Origin of the sequence: Acinetobacter calcoaceticus DSM 30006 = CIP 81.8 (genome assembly GCF_000368965.1) — a bacterium.
GTDB lineage: Bacteria > Pseudomonadota > Gammaproteobacteria > Pseudomonadales > Moraxellaceae > Acinetobacter > Acinetobacter calcoaceticus.
In genome coordinates this window covers 1,379,833-1,396,283 of sequence record NZ_KB849780.1, presented here as the reverse complement: position 1 = coordinate 1,396,283, position 16,451 = coordinate 1,379,833, and the positions used below count along the sequence as shown (strand labels likewise).

General features: G+C 34.3%; 15 protein-coding genes and 1 tRNA gene. 3 read left to right on the top strand and 13 right to left on the bottom strand.

Annotated elements, in window-relative coordinates; all coding sequences use genetic code 11:
• Positions 1-8: 8 nt before the first annotated feature.
• Together F936_RS11580 and F936_RS11575 are read right to left on the bottom strand one after the other, a co-directional pair.
• A complete protein-coding gene (locus tag F936_RS11580; protein WP_005047522.1) occupies positions 9-554 on the bottom strand; it encodes a 1-acyl-sn-glycerol-3-phosphate acyltransferase in 546 nt (181 codons plus the stop codon).
• A 175-nt stretch (positions 555-729) separates the two neighbouring features.
• Positions 730-1,302 carry a TetR/AcrR family transcriptional regulator gene (locus F936_RS11575; protein WP_005047520.1) on the bottom strand — a complete coding sequence of 191 codons (573 nt, stop codon included), beginning with the start codon at positions 1,300-1,302 and terminating at the stop codon, positions 730-732.
• Between the two features lie 278 nt (positions 1,303-1,580).
• Here F936_RS11575 and F936_RS11570 point away from each other — a divergent pair, with 278 nt between their 5' ends.
• Positions 1,581-2,444: a heme oxygenase-like domain-containing protein gene (locus tag F936_RS11570; protein ID WP_005047519.1), complete on the top strand. Its 864-nt coding sequence runs from the start codon at positions 1,581-1,583 to the stop codon at positions 2,442-2,444.
• Between the two features lie 185 nt (positions 2,445-2,629).
• Here the strand turns inward: F936_RS11570 and F936_RS11565 are convergent.
• Together F936_RS11565 and F936_RS11560 are read right to left on the bottom strand one after the other, a co-directional pair.
• Positions 2,630-2,706, bottom strand: a tRNA-Ile gene (locus F936_RS11565).
• A gap of 1,017 nt (positions 2,707-3,723) precedes the next feature.
• On the bottom strand, positions 3,724-4,608 hold the full coding sequence (locus F936_RS11560; RefSeq protein ID WP_005047517.1) for a LysR family transcriptional regulator: 885 nt from the start codon (positions 4,606-4,608) through the stop codon (positions 3,724-3,726).
• 89 nt (positions 4,609-4,697) lie between these two features.
• Here F936_RS11560 and F936_RS11555 point away from each other — a divergent pair, with 89 nt between their 5' ends.
• Positions 4,698-5,135, top strand: coding sequence for a PACE efflux transporter (locus tag F936_RS11555; protein WP_005047516.1), 438 nt, complete (start codon positions 4,698-4,700; stop codon positions 5,133-5,135).
• Between the two features lie 58 nt (positions 5,136-5,193).
• Here the strand turns inward: F936_RS11555 and F936_RS11550 are convergent, their stop codons facing one another.
• The 3 genes from F936_RS11550 to F936_RS11540 all read right to left on the bottom strand — a co-directional run bounded on the left by F936_RS11550 (position 5,194) and on the right by F936_RS11540 (position 8,504).
• The gene (locus tag F936_RS11550) at positions 5,194-6,609 is read right to left on the bottom strand and encodes a purine-cytosine permease family protein (protein ID WP_005047515.1); all 1,416 of its coding nucleotides are present in this window, start codon (positions 6,607-6,609) and stop codon (positions 5,194-5,196) included.
• Between the two features lie 246 nt (positions 6,610-6,855).
• Positions 6,856-7,320: a hypothetical protein gene (locus F936_RS11545; RefSeq protein WP_003651360.1), complete on the bottom strand. Its 465-nt coding sequence runs from the start codon at positions 7,318-7,320 to the stop codon at positions 6,856-6,858.
• A 254-nt stretch (positions 7,321-7,574) separates the two neighbouring features.
• Complete coding sequence (locus F936_RS11540; RefSeq protein WP_005047513.1) at positions 7,575-8,504, bottom strand: DMT family transporter; 930 nt, start codon at positions 8,502-8,504, stop codon at positions 7,575-7,577.
• Positions 8,505-8,598: 94 nt separating this feature from the next.
• On the opposite strand from F936_RS11540, the gene F936_RS11535 reads away from it, so the two are divergent.
• The gene (locus F936_RS11535) at positions 8,599-9,450 is read left to right on the top strand and encodes a LysR family transcriptional regulator (RefSeq protein WP_005047512.1); all 852 of its coding nucleotides are present in this window, start codon (positions 8,599-8,601) and stop codon (positions 9,448-9,450) included.
• A gap of 90 nt (positions 9,451-9,540) precedes the next feature.
• Here the strand turns inward: F936_RS11535 and F936_RS11530 are convergent, their stop codons facing one another.
• The 6 genes from F936_RS11530 to F936_RS11505 all read right to left on the bottom strand — a co-directional run bounded on the left by F936_RS11530 (position 9,541) and on the right by F936_RS11505 (position 16,450).
• Positions 9,541-10,167 (bottom strand): sterol desaturase family protein, encoded by a 627-nt coding sequence (locus F936_RS11530; protein ID WP_004642570.1) that lies wholly within the window; start codon positions 10,165-10,167, stop codon positions 9,541-9,543.
• Positions 10,168-10,264: 97 nt separating this feature from the next.
• Entirely contained in the window at positions 10,265-11,269 is a 1,005-nt protein-coding gene (locus tag F936_RS11525; RefSeq protein WP_005047511.1) for an AraC family transcriptional regulator, read from the bottom strand.
• 84 nt (positions 11,270-11,353) lie between these two features.
• Positions 11,354-11,533, bottom strand: coding sequence for a hypothetical protein (locus F936_RS11520; protein ID WP_003651366.1), 180 nt, complete (start codon positions 11,531-11,533; stop codon positions 11,354-11,356).
• Between the two features lie 560 nt (positions 11,534-12,093).
• Positions 12,094-13,113 carry a fimbrial protein gene (locus F936_RS11515; RefSeq protein WP_005047508.1) on the bottom strand — a complete coding sequence of 340 codons (1,020 nt, stop codon included), beginning with the start codon at positions 13,111-13,113 and terminating at the stop codon, positions 12,094-12,096.
• Entirely contained in the window at positions 13,110-15,650 is a 2,541-nt protein-coding gene (locus tag F936_RS11510) for a fimbria/pilus outer membrane usher protein (RefSeq protein WP_005047507.1), read from the bottom strand. The genes F936_RS11515 and F936_RS11510 overlap by 4 nt, the downstream gene beginning before the upstream one ends.
• 56 nt (positions 15,651-15,706) lie before the next feature.
• On the bottom strand, positions 15,707-16,450 hold the full coding sequence (locus F936_RS11505) for a fimbrial biogenesis chaperone (protein ID WP_005047506.1): 744 nt from the start codon (positions 16,448-16,450) through the stop codon (positions 15,707-15,709).
• Between the last annotated feature and the right edge of the window lies 1 nt (position 16,451).

The following is a 16,451-nucleotide window of genomic DNA, read 5'->3' as shown; positions in this document are numbered from 1 at the left end:
AATTTGATTTAGTTAATTTTGACGTCTATGTCAAATTTCGCATATAGCTCTTTAATTGTTTCCAAATCTTTTTGTAAGTCTGTTGGGTAAATTTTTCCTAGAATTCCGCCTTGTTTACTTCGCGCGTTAGCATACATGAGTACAATGGGAACATTAGCTGCTTTGGCAATATGCCAAAAACCTGTACGGATAGGTTTACGTTCAGAGCCATCTTTGGCACGAGTAGCTTCAGGAGCAATCACCAAGTTAAAAGTTTCATGATTTTGAAATTGTTCAACCATTTGAGAAACAATATCTTTACTCGCTTTGCGGTCAACGGGAATGCCACCAAGTTTTTCTAGAATTGGCTTAAGAGGACCCTTAAAAAGTTCTTTCTTTATTAAAGTATGAATCTTGATATCTAAAATTTGGAAGAGAGCAATAGATAGCACTGCATCTAGATTTGATGTATGTTCAAAGCCAATAATAACTTGTTTTTTCTCAAGAATTTCGGGATCTACATTATAGGTCCAACCAGCAGCTTTAAAGATAGAGTTACCTAGAAATTTTTTCATAGATCAGTGCAAGGTGATAAATTTTCAGGATTCTAATATGAGTTTGTAAAAAAGCATAGAAAAATTATGAAAGCTAAAGTGTGGCATCAAAAATGAAGATTATCTAAGCTGTAGAAGATTTAAAAAGTTCTTTTTATTTTTCTTTTAAACTTAATAAACTTAGATAATTTTAAAATTAAGAGACCTGCTGAGGTATCTCTTCATTAATTAAATATTCAATATATTGCCAAATTTTTTCAGAGTTAATAAGCGCTTTATCTGTTGTTCCATCAATAATCATCCCATCAATAATAGAAATAATGATGTGAGTAAGTGGAGTAGGGTTTTCTATCCCTAATTGAGTGAGCTGTTCTTGTAATAAATGAGTCAACCACTTCGTATATTTGTAAAATGGTTCACGAATTGAAGTATATTGTTTAGATACTTCAATAAATGCTTTTTTAAATAAACATCCATTAAATGTTTCACTATTGATCCATTCAATATACCAATTAAAAATAATATGAATTTTCTCAAGCGGGTTAGCATCTTGACGTAAACTTAGTTGTTCATTAATTGAATTTTGAATATTTAAATTTCGATGTTGCAAACATTCCATAATTAAATTTTCTTTCGAAGGAAAATATTTATAAAATGTCATCTTTGCAACGTTAGATTCAGCAATAATACGGTCAACACCAGTAGCATTGTATCCAATCTGATTAAATAAATTTAAAGCAGTATTTATAATATCTTCTTTTTTTGACATTACTATTCCATATAGTTAGAACTAATTATAACTTAATCTAAAAAATTAAAATTTTAATATGAATTATCATAATAAAAAAAGGGATTGGATACAAGTTTATATTGTGATAATGATTATCATTATCTAAGTTTTTTTGAAAATTTCTATTTGATTTCGTACGATTTTAATTCTAATATTGATTGATAAAGGAACATATTTAAATATTAATTTAAGTCATTGTTTTTATAATAAAATATGTAAAAATCGATCAGGCTTCAATAAGTTTAATGAGAGTGGATATGCCTAAGAAATTTGAGAATTTTAATAATCCTAGAAAGAAAGCACTCGCAGGGATGAAGCAAAGCATTTCAGCTGAACTATGGGAAAAAAATTCAGACTTTTTGTCCCGTTTAAGAGCAAAAATCGGTAACCATGCCGTGTCAAATCATCCAGCAATTGATATTTTAAATAACGGAAAAATTAATAAAGAAAATTTAAAAAAAATTCACTTAGAATATCGTCACGCAATTGTACAAACTTTTACTGATGCACTGCTCATGGCCCAATTTCAAACTAAACAATTAGAGCCGAGATTGCATGCTGGCGCAAAAATGTTTCCACGTTTTCTTTTAAGCCTAAATATTTTTGATGAGTTTGGATTTCGACCCGGTTTAGACAAAGATGGTTATTATCAGGGAAACCCAGAATATGCTCACTATCCTTTATTTGAAGATGTATTAAATGATTTCGGTATTACGGAAGAAGATCGTCTGACTTATCAACCAAGTGACATTGCAGATCAAGTTAGAGTATTTTTAGAAAATGCTTATCATGACTATAAAGCTGTTTCAGCCTTATTAGCAGTCGCTGAAGAAGAGGTTATCCTTTACAGTCCACCTTTACGTAAAGCAACTAAAGCCGTAGGTTTGGAGGTGGAGGGTGGTGGTTATTATCATGTACATGGTATTTCTGAGGATGAGAGTGCCGAAGCCGCGGATGATGATCATGAAGAAGACTTATGGTTTGTCTTGATGCAAGCTTGTACAGAAGAAGATTATAACTATATTGAAAAGATATGCTTAGAGTATTGTGATTTATGGGAAAAGTTCTGGGATATTCAATTAGAACATTCCGAACTTATGCGGAAACAAATCTTTGCTTAATAGATGAAGTAGAAATATTCAGTGCACAAGGAAAATTTATTTAAAAAAAGTTGAAGTTTGAGAATAAAAATAAATTTTAAAATTTGATAATTAAATTTTAAGTATTGTTTATAACGGTGAACCAAATTCTATTTGAATACATATTAAAAAACCCCATAAACTTTTAGTTTATGAGGTTTGGTATTTGGTGGGCCCACACAGACTTGAACTGTGGACCAACGGATTATGAGTCCGCTGCTCTAACCAACTGAGCTATAGGCCCTATAAGCAAGAAAAGCTTTTAATCTCAATGCTTTTCAGTGCGTGCAATACTAATCAATTTTTTAATTAAACACAAGTCATTTTCTAAAGTAGGCACATCGTAGCCCAAAAAATATTGTGTTGTTTTGGTTAAATATTACAAGCGATAGTGATTCTAGCGTATGAGTACTTCGCGAGTAAAGTGAACTAAGTTATTTATCGATCAATTAGAACTTATTCCAGTCAGCAACTTATAGTGGTAGAGGCTTAATTGTCTTTTCGATTCAAATTATTAATTCTTTTAAAATATATATTGTTTGAAATACAACCAAGTTGTGGGAGATTATTTGAATAATACTGACAAGATTAAGTTAGATAGGTTTACCAAAAAATAGTAGAGCACAAGCTGATTTGTGCATGTATGTATCGTATGCAATTTATAAATTTAGGATTAATTATTTTTAGAACCTATAAAGGACTTTTCCTTCAATTTTTGGAAGTTTGGATATAATCGAAAAATTACTTATAAAATATTGAGAGTCAAAGTTTTTAAAATAAATAATCTAATATATAGGATGAATAAAGCTTTAAAGATGAAAAACAAAAACAGATGAATAAAAGTGAGCTTATTTTAAAATTAAGGGCTTTATCTCATTTTATTCAAAACATAGAACTTTTAAGTGGAAAAGTTCGAAATTTTTATCATTGAAATTTCTTTCTTTTTCTAATGTGTTTTCTATATAAAACTTAAAGTGTGATTGCTTTCACATGGAATACAAATGATTGTATTTTATTAATTTTATTCTTGACTAAAATGCTAGGTTTTAATAAAGTATAAATGTATTTTTCCAAAATAAAAAACTATTGCTTAGTCCTGAAATACAGTAAGAAGCCTGCTTTTTAAGTAGGCTTCTTGCTTTGTATAATATTGACGGAAATAGGGGCTGAACAATAGGGTAAATCTTTAAAGCAAGCATATTTAATTTGAAGTAAAACTATAAAAAGAGATCAGATGTACTCGGAATTAAAGTATAAAAAATTATAAATTTTCTTGAATAATTTGGATGAGTTCTCGAGCCGCTTTAGATAATGGGCGGTCTTGAAGCCAAATTAAATAAATGGATAGAGGTAAATGATTTTTGGTATTTTTAAAATTTAAAAGAACTAAATGACCTTGATCGATTTTTTCTTGTACTAATGATAAAGGGAAATTTCCCCAACCGAGTCCTGCTTCAACCATATTAATTGCTGTTTGTAGACTATTCGTTTTCCAGTACATTGCACCAATAATTGAACGAGAATCTGTCATTTCATGGTCACTACTCGCTACTACAATTTGCCTAATATTGATTAACTCTTCAATAGAAAACGGCTTTGTTTTTTCTTGTAGAAGACTATGACTAGACGAAATAGTGGCAACTACTGTTTCAGTCATTACCAATTGCAGATTTTCACGCATTTTTATATTTAGGTCTGAACCTGCTAAGCAAAGACTAATTTCTTCCTTATAAAGTAAATTGACGATGTCATCTTGAGGGGCAGTAATAACTTCTATATTAAGTAATGGGAACTTATCGGCTAATTTTTTTATTGAATAGAATAATAATTTGGTATTTACATCAGAGACAACGCCAATACGTAATTTACTTTCAAGCCCTAAAGAAAGTTCATGGGCATGAGTGCTGAATAGCCTAAGCTGTTCAGAAATAATGCGAGCCTGTGGCTCTAAAGCTAATGCTGTAGAGGTTGGAATGACCTTTCGAGGAGTCCGTTCAAATAAGATATAACCCAATTCTGCTTCTAAATTAGCAATGGCCATGCTGACTGCTGAGGGGACCCGATTTAGTTTACGAGCGGCCGCAGAGAAAGATCCCGTATCCAGTACGGTGATAAAGAGTTCAATATTTTCACTGTTAAAATTCATTTTGATATCAGTCAAACTGAAAGCTATTAACTTTATATATGATTTTAACTGAAATTAAAATATAAAGAATTAAGCAGAGTTTGTTGATTATGCAAGGTGTAAAACGTCGAATCGTATATGTTTCTTCTTATGAGGTGATCGGAATGATTATTTCATCAGTAGGGTTAGCTATCTTGGCCGGTGATAGTGTGGAGCATACGGGGCCTCTATCTGTCATGATTACGACCATCGCTGTAACTTGGAATTTTATTTACAATGTTTTATATGAGAAGTGGGAGGCTAGGCAAAGCAGTAATATCCGTACAGTCACACGTAGGGTTGGTCATGCAATTGGTTTTCAGCTTACCTTAGTTTTATTTTTGATTCCTCTTATTGCATGGTGGATGGATATTTCTCTGATTGCTGCTTTTTGGTTAGATGTAGCCTTTATTATCATTATTCCCATCTATACTTTTATCTTTAATTGGGGCTTTGATAAATTATTTGGGTTACCTATTTCAGCACAGGGTAAAGCACTACAAGAATAGCTTTTTATCAATTTCAATAAGATATCAAAGTCATACTTTGATATCTTATGTTTGGGCTTTACTTAACTTGTTCGAGAGGTAACTGTTTTACAAACTTTAGTTGAGCTTTTTTTGCGAAAATATAATAAATCAGTGCTGTAGAGATAAGTCCTACTAGCCATGATAAATCGATCCCTCCTAACATTGCCGCGATTTGACCTGTATAGAATTTACTATCAATGAATGGTAGTTGAATTAAAATACCTAAAAAGTAGCAAGTAATCCCAATCCGATTCCAGCGACCATACTTACCATTTGGGTCATATAGCGCATCTACATCACATTCTTCTTTAGAGATAAAGTAGTAATCAACCAGATTAATTGCGCTCCATGGAATAAAAAAAGTAAGTAAAAACAAAATAAATGCTTTAAAAGCACTTAAGAAAGTGTGCTCGCCAATAATTGCTATAAAGGTCGAAATCACAACCATAGCAAGGACAATGAGCAATCTTGTTATTTTTGAGATTTGATTTGTCGATTTAAAACTGTTCCAAACCGTAGCAACACACATAAAACTACCGTAAGCATTTAAGGTCGTCAGAGTAACTTTGCCAAAGGCAATACTAAAATATAAGAAGGTAACAACTAAGGCGATGGGGTTCATGCCAACCACATATTGAACCTCATTTCCAACAAAATTCCCGTTTGCAACCTGAGCAATCAAAACGCCTAAGCTCATAGAAATTTGTGAACCCACTAAAGAACCTAAGCCAACGGCCCAGAAAACGCGAGATGAAGACGTTTTAGTTGGAAGATAACGAGAGTAGTCTGCAACATAAGGTCCAAAAGAGATTTGCCAAGAAGCAGAAAGTGAAACTGCTAACAAAAATGAAGACCAACTAAAATGACGTACTGCTAAGAGTTCAGAAAAATCAGAAAGAGCTAAAATTTGAGTCAGAATAATAACAAAAGCAATCAAGCCAATAATACTGGCTACTTTGCCTACAACATGAATTAAGCGATATCCAATCGTTGCAAATAAGATAATAAAGCAAGCATAAATTAAGATGCCAGTTGTATTACTAACATGTGCTAGATGTGCAATTGCTTTACCCGCGAGTACCTCACCAGTTGCAGTAAACCCCAGATACATCAGACAAACGAGTATGATTGGAATACACGCACCATATACCCCAAATTGGACACGACTTGAAATCATTTGGGGAAGGCCAAGTTTTGGACCTTGAGCGGCGTGTAGAGCCATGACAGCAGCACCAAAACACTGTCCCACAAATAAACCAATAATCGACCAAAAAACATCCCCACCTAATACAACTGCTAGAGCACCAGTCACAATGGCGGTGATTTGTAAATTGGCACCAAACCAGAGGGTGAATTGAGCAAACACTCCGCCATGTCTTTCATTCTCTGGAATAAAATCAATGCTTCGGTTTTCAATAAAACTACTATTTCGTTTCTCAGCCGATGAGTCCATTACACTCTCCTTGTTCTTTAAGAGTCCATTCTATTTTTTATTAAGTCTGCATTTGTACAAACAAATACAAACATGTATATACAAGTAATTTTAAAAAGAATCAAATACTTTTTGAGGGTGTAGAACCTAAAAGTGGCTTAAATATTTCATAGATAAATAGAAAATAATTAGACTGATTTTATTTTTTAATAGATTTAAATGATAGAAAAATAATATATAAAAAAGCCCTCTATTGAGGGCCTGACTTTATACATTCGTGTCTAAGATAGCTTGAAAAAAAGTTGGAAGTTCAGAAAATTGGACGAGTTGGGTTTTATCTTCTTGTTTATAATAATACTGATAGTTTGGAGCTTCTGAATGATTATCGAGATATTGAGTTGCATCGGTAAATTGTGCTTTTGCAACTGGTTTGTCTTTTTTAAATTTCACAATAATAGGGTTTACTGAATTTAATTTTACCGGAACGCCATTCTCAAATTTAGCAGTTTCAATTAATAAAGAAATTTTAAAATTTCCGAATGTTACACAACAGTGGCCTCCATTTTCTGTTTTAATTTCTTGATCATGAAAAAGCTCTTTAAATAAATTCTTTAAAGATTCTCTATGCTTATCTAAAGCGATTTGAAAATCATGATCTTGTTGTCCAATTTTTTCTTGCTCTTCTTGCAGCAATTGGGCTTGCTTTTCAATGGTGGTGAAATCCAGCTTCATTTTAATATCTCCTTAGATTGTTTTAAAACTATATATGGCAATCTTTTATTAAGTTTTAAAGAAACATATATTATTTGTTACAACGCAATAATTAAGATGAGCTTTTGTTATAAATAATTGAAAATGTAAAAATATATTTTTAAAAATAAAATTTATAAAATTAAAGAGTTTATTAAGTAAATAATTTTTATATTTTGTATTTAAGAGTGCTGCTACATGATAAACATATGATTTTTAATGTAGCAGCATATTTCCTATTTTGTACAATGTTTTACTATAAGAGGCGTGCCTTTAATTTTAAAAAAACCTCCGCTACTCATTACACCAAGCATTACTAAAGCTGTTCCTATCAATTGCCAGATATTGAGAGATTGCCCTGTAAGTAGGGCGATGAGCATACTAAATACAGGTACAAAGTTAAAAAAGACGGAAGCACGCCCGGCTCCTAACTTTTGTATGCCATTAAACCAGAATAAATAAGCAATCATTGTAGAGCAGATAATGACATAACCCATGGCCAGATGTGCATTTACAGGCGCAGAAGTGATGGCTGTAAGAGGATCTTCAAATATCATACTTAACACGCCAAGTGTTATTGCCCCGAACATCATAGAAAAAGTCGTTGTTTCTAGAGGCGTAGCATTTTTTACATAGTGGCGAGATAGAACATTTGCTAAGCAAAATCCAAAAGCCCCTAATAATATAAATAGATCTCCAATGTCTATTTTCAGGTGAAGTAAAGTTGTTATATGCCCCTGACTAATGACGAGTAACACACCACTTAAGCCGAATAAAACACCTAAAAATTTACTAGGGGTAAGTTTTTCACCGTCCAAAATAATTGTCATTAATAGAGTCATCAATGGTGTGGTTGCCATAATTAAAGCACCATTCACAGCAGATGTAGTCTGTAAGCCATAAAAACAACCTATGTTGAATCCTGCAATGCCGACAACCCCAATAATAAGATAGATAAATAAATTTTGACTTAAGGCTGCCCATCTTAGCTTGCCTGTTATTGAAAAGATCAGAAGTAAGCTTAGGCTTGCAATTGAAAACCGTTCAGATGCGGCAGATAGCGGAGGCATATGTTGAATAATATAAGACATTGCATTAAATGCTGATCCCCAAAAAAACATTGTTAATACAACACCAGCATAGGCATAAGCCACCGTTCTGTTCATCGACAGGCTCCCACTAAGAAAGGTTTTATTCTGGGCAATTATATAAAGGTGTACAATTCCGTATTAATACACTTCTAATGTGAAAATTTGCACAATGATTGATTGGGAAAATTTACATTACTTTTCAGTTTTTACCGAAGAGAAGTCACTGTCAGCTGCCGCAAGAAAGTTGGGGGTAGACCATGCAACTGTATCCAGAAGAATTGCTCAACTAGAACAAAATTTAAAACTCAAATTAGTTGATCGTAGACCACGCACATACATACTTACCCCAGATGGGGAACGTCTTGCACAAGTAGTTGCTCGTATGATGGAAGAAACGTTTTCTATTGAACGTTTAACTCAGGCTGGTCAGCAAGAAGTGATGGGTAGTGTTTCTATTAGTATGCCTCCTTTAACGGCTGCGCATCTTATCATGCCTCATTTGGGAAGGTTTTATCGTCATTATCCCCAATTAAAATTACGTGTACTCGGTGATGTTCATTATGTTTCTTTGCAGCATAGTGAGGCTGATATTGCTGTACGATTTGGACGCCCTAAAGATGAAAACTTAGTTGCTCGTAAAGTAGGCGAAATTCCTTTTGGGATATATGCTGCTCCAAATTATTTAGCTTCAACTGATTCCGAAAGTTATGAATGGATCAGCGTAGAGGTCGGGGGTGTACATGGTCAAAAACAGCAGAAGTTAAAAGAAAGATTAGGCAATAAAGAACCTGTAATGGTTACAAATCATCCTGAACTTCAGTGGAGAGCAGCATGTGGCGAAGCTGGGTTAGCTGTGTTACCTGATTTTTTAGGTACATTGAGTAACTTGGTCAGATTGCAAGATGATCACCCCATGAGTGCTGAAATCTGGTTGGTAACCCATGAAGATCTACGACATAGTCCTGCAATACGTGTAGTGATGGACTTTCTGGTGAGTTGTTTCGAGTCTTTTAGAACTTAAACTTGGTTAGTTAATGCTAACTCTTAGACGTCTGTTTAAAGAAGCTGCCATTTTTTCACAGCTTCTTTTGAATTTAGTTAGATCAATACGCTAGGTCAGACTAACTTCTATACCTTCACGTAAATTAGATTGATCTTGACGAGAGTTTAAATCAATTTTGGCAAAAGACTTAGCAAGTAAACGTCTAGCAGCTGAATTAATAGGTTTTTCTACCCATTTAGGTAATTTTATCCCTAAAGGATTAGTTTCGGTTTTAGATACTTCGGTGGTTACTCTTGTTCCCATAATATAGTCAAACCAAGGTCTGGTAACGCACCAATTAGCATTCTGATTACTTGTCATATGGTGATCATAATGCCAAGGAATACGTTTTTTTGCATATTCTGGATCTAAATGAGACTGGGCATGCACACGCCAATAATTCCATAAACCATAATAGAGTCCAGCTGTAAAAAAAGGAGCTACAGGTAAAAAAATGGTAGCAGCACCTGCTAATCCAATTAAGGCTGTTTTTTCATTATAAATTTCAGCATTTTTAAGCATAGATTCGGCATAGCCTTCGTCATGGAAGCCATTTAAACGGGCACGTTTATGATGTGCAATATGGGTGAAAAATGGGCTATTACGATACTGGCTTGGAAACTCATGCAGCCAAACTTTATGAAAGTACCATTCCAAGCCATTTGCTACAAAAACACCTACAGGGAATCCAAGCATAATGGTCACTTCTTCTTAATTACAATTTAAAGCCATTGTAAAAGAAGAACGTTTTATCCCTTTGACCTAATAGGCAGTAGAACAATTGCCTTTAGAATCAATTTGATTGTTTTTGTTTACGTTGTCGATAAGCACTTGGAGTTTCATTGGTCCATCGTTTGAATGCACGTGTGAACGCAGAGGGCTCTGAAAAACCGGTTAAATAAACAATTTGATCAATAGTTTCTTGTGTATTAGCAAGCAAACGTCTGGCAAGTTTTTCTCGATGTTGATTTAGAATCTTTTCATAATTTGTATTAATAGCTTGTAAATCAGCGCGAAGAGTACGAGGGTTGCGGTTTAATTGTTCTGCAATCAATTTTTGATCAAATTGCCCAGATTCAAGTAATCCATTACTAAGCAAACGTTCAATTGCATGAATGAGTTGATGCTTTTCTAATGTTAATAGCTGTTGTTCCGCAAGAGTTTCATGGATTTTTAATAATTCTGGCTCAGCAGCTGGCGAGGTCTTATTTAATAGTACACTAGGAAAAACTATAGCACCTTTTGTTTGGCCTAAAATGACGGGGCATTCCCATATCTCTTGATAAGTTTCAGCCGAGGCACCTTGTTGATAAGGTAGAGTAATATGACTAGGTCTGAACTCATTATTAGTAATATATTTAAAAAAATTAAGGAAAATACCAATCCCACATTCTAGATAATGTCTTACGGGATGCTCAAAGCCCGATAATATTGCTTGATCTTCATTAATGGTTAAGGAAAGGCTAAATACGTCTGTAAGTAGGGTTTGATATCTTATAGCGCGCTGCAATCCTTCACCAAATGTAGAGCTGCTCAAAAATAGATATTCAATGACCAAACCCCGGAAAGGGGGCATTTGCTTACCTACATGTAAGCCAATATCAGGATCTTGGCTAATTTCTTCAGCGGCTGTCCAAAACCGTTGTTGGGTAGAATTATCTCTACGAATATTTTTATCGGGTGGTTGATTGGGCAAATTTACACTTGCAAAAATAGATGCTGCATCTAAGCCCATCTTTTGCATAGTCTGGTAAGTCATCCATAAAAAAATTCCAGCGTCTGAAGAATTTTTAGACATAATTTGATGACAACTCTATAAACTATAGCGCATATTCAATCATGATTTTATTGCTGATTCTATATCTCAAAAACTTATATTAGTTTAATGATCAGGAAAGAAACCCGCATCCTCACGTGCTTGTTTTAAAGCTAAGATAAAAGAGGTTAATAAAAGCAAACCTATAAAAAAAAGAAAAAGATCAATGTTACTAATCGCAAAACCTATACTTGTAGCACCTAGACTTAGTAATAAGATACATAATATTTTCCAAAAAATGAGCATGTTACGTTCTGATAAAAAGTCTAAAGATATTATTGGCAATTGAAGGGGATTTCTAAATTTATTTATGTTTTTTTTATTATAAATTATGTAATTCTGTAAAATTTAATTTTTGATGATTTTGGCCTAAATATTTGAAGTTAAAGTAAATTTAATTTTATTCGACTTGACGAGTGTCTTTTAATTTTTCTTAAAATTAAGTTTATATTAATTATATAGAATGATAATTCTTTAGAAGCACTATAAAATAGCGTTTATAAATTAAATTTATTTTTTTAATTTATTTAAAACAATATGTTATGGTGGTTTTTTAAATTTTTGTTAAAAAAAAGACTTGATCTTTAAGCCGAATTTTGAAATTATACTCATGCAAATTGTGATCTATTTCCCACAATTTGTATTTCAGGTTAAGTGGTTATCACTAATGCTCATTTGCTATTTTTGCTTATGAGCATTTTTTTATATGATTTTTTAATAGAACTACAAAGTTTAAAAACATTAGTTTTTTGAGTTCTCTTGGTAGCATTAAGCTTATTTGTTTTTAGTAATTTTATAGATAGTAGTTAATCATATTGAATCGTCACCGTCGCTGTGGCTTTAACCTCACCTGCGGTCACATTGGTGGCCGTCTGATAGTAACGAGCAGTTAAAGGAATATCATATTCAACAGTTTGGTTGGAACTCACCATACCTATATTTAGTTTGCTTGCTTTTTGAATCGGCTTATTTGCTCCATTCATATTCCATAACAGTTCGACACCCACACCGTTGGCTTTGATTGAATTCGCGGCACTGTTGTTAATCACCTGATTATTGGAGGTATCAGAATTATAATCAAAACTTAAGCTGATCGTATTGCTCGTAGCGATCCCAGAGTTGTTTTCGCCACCATTACATAAGATTGATAGATTAAAATTCTGTTCCCCTTGGGTTGACCCAATCGCTCTAAAGCCTGATTTCATCACGGTTGGAAGTTGAACTGGTGAATCTACACCATTTTGAATTTCACAAGATGAAGACGCAATAAGAATAGGGGCATTACTTAATACGGTAGTAGTTAAAAATGGGCGGTTCTGTTGTCCTGATACGTAATAGGTACTGTAACGGCCTGCGACTAATGCTCCAGAACCTGTTGTCATGGCAGTTTTAATAACTTCCATAACAAAATACCCAGGGGAAAGTGTATATGTTTGATTGGGTGTTAATGTCCGTCTATAAGGATAATATCCTGAAAAATCTGAAGCATCGGCAGCTTCGCGGTAAAGACGAATACCAATACCAGGGATATTGGTTGCATAAACATTATTACCTATAGGACTAATTGGATAATTTAAGGGGAGAGCTGCAATAATTTGATCACTCGCACGATTACAAGTCGCAGTTGAATTATTAGGAGATATTGTAAAAGTATTCTTTTGTAAGATCGTTCCTATTGGATCATTTGGTTTTACTACGATTTTACCTATATTCATTGGAATATCGACGGTAGTAAATCCTTTACTTAAATTACAATTTGCATTTGTATGGCTATAAGCAAATAGACTCACTGCCAAAAATCCAATTTTTTTTAAAATATTATTCATTTACAGACTGCCTTTGTCATAATAATTGGTTGGTTGTTATGCTTTATTTGATCCGCTATATCGTATTCAATCTCGCATTTTTCAGTACTCGTATTTCCCCATTTCACATATAAACGGTCATGGGTTAGGGGTGTTCGTAAATAAATGCGACTGCCTTGTGCGACAATTCCTATTACTTCGTTATTCTGGTTGTATACCTGTGCGGCAAAAGGTAGATGTGAACCATCTAATGTTGTTGTACTAATAAAAAGTGCATAACCTTTTTTTGTTGAGAATTGAACTTTAGTGATCGAACCTGCATAGGGGGCAATCCGTAAACTGCTCTCACCAAGTTCAACTTGTGTGGACATGTCTTGTGGATCAAGGCTGATGTCATTCATACGGTAAGGCGTAACATACGGAATAACGGCATATCCCTTTTTGTTAATACTGAGCCCTGGTGTATTACCGACTTGTGCTCCCGTAGCATCTGGTGCATAGACCAGCACCATGGTTTGAGCCTGATCTGGCCCAAACAGAATTCCTTGGGAATGTGCAACAACATTGCCACTGAAGTTAAGCATTTCTTGTTGATATGAATCTGCGTGACTGAATGAAGCACCTAGTGTTGTATAGTTTGTTTTATAGGTACCATTAATATTTAGGTTGGTTTGACCATGGTCCTGATTAGAAATTGATGCGCCGTAGTTTAAGCGACTTCCTTTAAAGCCACTGAAGCTTAAAGTCTGGCTGTCCTCACCAATAACACTATTAAAAGTCAGAGAATTTTTCTTAAAATCTAATGGAAAAGATAAAGAAGCAAGGTACTGCGTATCTTGACCTGTGCGGGTGCCGCCTTCATTAATTTCGCTGCTAATTGCGGATAAACTATAAGTTAAATCTTTAAATTGATTGCTATAACCTAATTGGAACTGTTTATTGGTCGTGGGTTGATTCCAATAGTTTATCCATGAACCCACTAAATAAAAATTCCCCCATTGCTTGGGAAGAACTTGATTTAAAGTAATCTGGAATTCACTTTTTTGTTTTCCTACGGAAAAGCTATCAATATTTTGTTGTTGTAAATCTTGAATTAAAATTGCATCACGCAATTTGAGGTAGTTCTCTGTTGAATAGCGATAAGTAGCTAATGTTAAATTAGTATTTGTTGGAGAAAATAGTCGACTGTAACTTAAACGATAACTTTGTCCTGTCATTTTAGATTGATGATCAAACTCAGCTTTTGACTGAGTGGCATCAAAAGAGACAGCTCCAATGGGTGTTGAAAAAGCAGTGCCTAGTAACAAAGAGAGATACTGCTGGGTCGCTTGAACCGCACTGTAAGTTGTGAGGTAATTATTAATTCCCCGTTGATACTTACCCTGTATCAGCCATGGAGTTAGGCTAAGGTTTGAATCTCGAAACTGCCCTAAAGTAAAAGAGTATCGACTCATTTGAGGGCGTAGCATTTCGACGACAGAAGCATAGGGAATAGAGAATTTTTGAATTACTCCATTAGATTCAATTACCGAAACCTGTAGCTCGCCTCCAAATCCCGTTGGGTAAAGGTCATTAATTTCAAAGTTTCCGGCTGGTACCGTTGTCTGATAAATTAAATTGCCTTGTTGCCTAACCTCGACTTTCGCATTGGTTTTTGCATAACCTCTCACTCTAGGAGCGTAACCGAGCATACTGTTTGGAAGCATTCGGTCATCACTTGAAATATTTACGCCTCGATACGGTAAAGAGTCGATAAAATCACTATTAGTAAAATAATCGCCTAAAGTCACAATGCCATGAATTTTTGGAAATGCTTTTTGTATATATGTATTTGTTGAAGTATAAGAAGAATTATCAGTTTGAAAATCAGTATGGTCTTGCCATTTCCATTGTCCATTATGGCGAAATTGCCAACTCGCTAAATTTGCTCCAAGATTCGTCCCCATAAAAGCATATGTACTTTCATGTTGTTCGTTAACTATCCGATAAGCAGTCGTGTTATATGTCAAAAAAGCTGCATTAATACCTCGATCCCAAAAATGTGGATCGATATAGCCTTGTGCATTTTTTTCTAATGTGGCTTGGGGGATAGAAATATCAATTCTTAAATGGGAGCTGTCAAATAAATAAAAAGCATTATCTATCCAAGTCCCTAGTGCGTCACAAGAAAGAGACGATGTATGAGAGTGTTGGCTAAGCACCTCAGCTTTTACGCCATATTCTAGTAACATGGTTTCTGTGAAACAGGTTTCGGCATTTGCATTGGGAGTGTGCGCGTTAAAGCGCATGCGTCGTTTACCCAGCCATTGACCATTAATATAGATATCTAAGCTATATTCACCAGCTAAGATGGGGTTTCCATATTTGAAACGACCAATATCAATTTTTTGCGCATTACCTACTAAAAAATTACTATCAAACTCTGCTTTTGAGAAACCTGAAACATCGGTACTATTTTCGGCATATGCAGCCAAAGGCATAAATACCGAAATACTTGAGGCCACATAACAAGTAAAAGGGCTTTTTAAACATATATAAGGTATAAACCATTTAGACATAGTTTTAGAGCCTATTCATGATAGGTATTTAGGTTTTCTTAAGTAATACAGTAAGGTTAGAACTTTATTGGGTGCTCAACTCTTCCACCATAATCATTGATATATACAAAGCTCATATCTGCTAAATTTTTATTTTTTAGTTTTATTTTATCTTCGGAAAAAGGGGCAACCATTAAACCTTGTTGTAATAAGTCTATTTTATGGCCTTCACTTCCTTGAAAAATGGAGCTAATAGTCAGGAAAAAGGGTGTCGGGTTCTTTACTACTAGATATTGATCATTCATTTTCCATTGAACTTTCTCACTTAGTTGTTCAATATTTTCTTTTAGATTTATAGGTCGATAAAAAAATTTAACGCGTGAACGAACAGCGAGCTGTAAAAAATTATTAGAAATAGAGGTGGTTTGGTCTTGTTGAGTTTTGCCTTCCGGTTTAGGAGGTATATCTAAAACATTAAGCCAAAAAATAGATTCTTGTTGCTGATTTAATTGAGAAGTATTAGGCAGAGCTGTAATTCTTAAGGTCTGGCCTTTATTCGCTTCTATTCGTGAAATCGGGGGAGTAATAATGAAGGGCACATTTGCTTCATCGGGAGTCAACTTTGCATTTCCATCATCGATCCAAGCTTGAACAAGAGAGGGAGCTGTACCGTTATTACTCAGTTGTAAAGTGATCTCACGTGCATTTGAAGGATAAATGACACGAGTTCCATGTAAAACAATTTCAGTATGCCCTGTGGTAGTCAGTGCTACCTGTAGACAAACTAATCCCCAAAAAAACTTACGACCACGAAAAAGCATG

Excerpts from the sequence above, each read along its gene's own strand:
- F936_RS11580 (WP_005047522.1), bottom strand. The coding sequence starts at position 554 with ATGAAAAAATTTCTAGGTAACTCTATCTTTAAAGCTGCTGGTTGGACC.
- F936_RS11575 (WP_005047520.1), bottom strand. The coding sequence starts at position 1,302 with ATGTCAAAAAAAGAAGATATTATAAATACTGCTTTAAATTTATTTAAT.
- F936_RS11570 (WP_005047519.1), top strand. The coding sequence starts at position 1,581 with ATGCCTAAGAAATTTGAGAATTTTAATAATCCTAGAAAGAAAGCACTC.
- F936_RS11560 (WP_005047517.1), bottom strand. The coding sequence starts at position 4,608 with ATGAATTTTAACAGTGAAAATATTGAACTCTTTATCACCGTACTGGAT.
- F936_RS11555 (WP_005047516.1), top strand. The coding sequence starts at position 4,698 with ATGCAAGGTGTAAAACGTCGAATCGTATATGTTTCTTCTTATGAGGTG.
- F936_RS11550 (WP_005047515.1), bottom strand. The coding sequence starts at position 6,609 with ATGGACTCATCGGCTGAGAAACGAAATAGTAGTTTTATTGAAAACCGA.
- F936_RS11545 (WP_003651360.1), bottom strand. The coding sequence starts at position 7,320 with ATGAAGCTGGATTTCACCACCATTGAAAAGCAAGCCCAATTGCTGCAA.
- F936_RS11540 (WP_005047513.1), bottom strand. The coding sequence starts at position 8,504 with ATGAACAGAACGGTGGCTTATGCCTATGCTGGTGTTGTATTAACAATG.
- F936_RS11535 (WP_005047512.1), top strand. The coding sequence starts at position 8,599 with ATGATTGATTGGGAAAATTTACATTACTTTTCAGTTTTTACCGAAGAG.
- F936_RS11530 (WP_004642570.1), bottom strand. The coding sequence starts at position 10,167 with ATGCTTGGATTCCCTGTAGGTGTTTTTGTAGCAAATGGCTTGGAATGG.
- F936_RS11525 (WP_005047511.1), bottom strand. The coding sequence starts at position 11,269 with ATGTCTAAAAATTCTTCAGACGCTGGAATTTTTTTATGGATGACTTAC.
- F936_RS11520 (WP_003651366.1), bottom strand. The coding sequence starts at position 11,533 with ATGCTCATTTTTTGGAAAATATTATGTATCTTATTACTAAGTCTAGGT.
- F936_RS11515 (WP_005047508.1), bottom strand. The coding sequence starts at position 13,113 with ATGAATAATATTTTAAAAAAAATTGGATTTTTGGCAGTGAGTCTATTT.
- F936_RS11510 (WP_005047507.1), bottom strand. The coding sequence starts at position 15,650 with ATGTCTAAATGGTTTATACCTTATATATGTTTAAAAAGCCCTTTTACT.
- F936_RS11505 (WP_005047506.1), bottom strand. The coding sequence starts at position 16,450 with ATGCTTTTTCGTGGTCGTAAGTTTTTTTGGGGATTAGTTTGTCTACAG.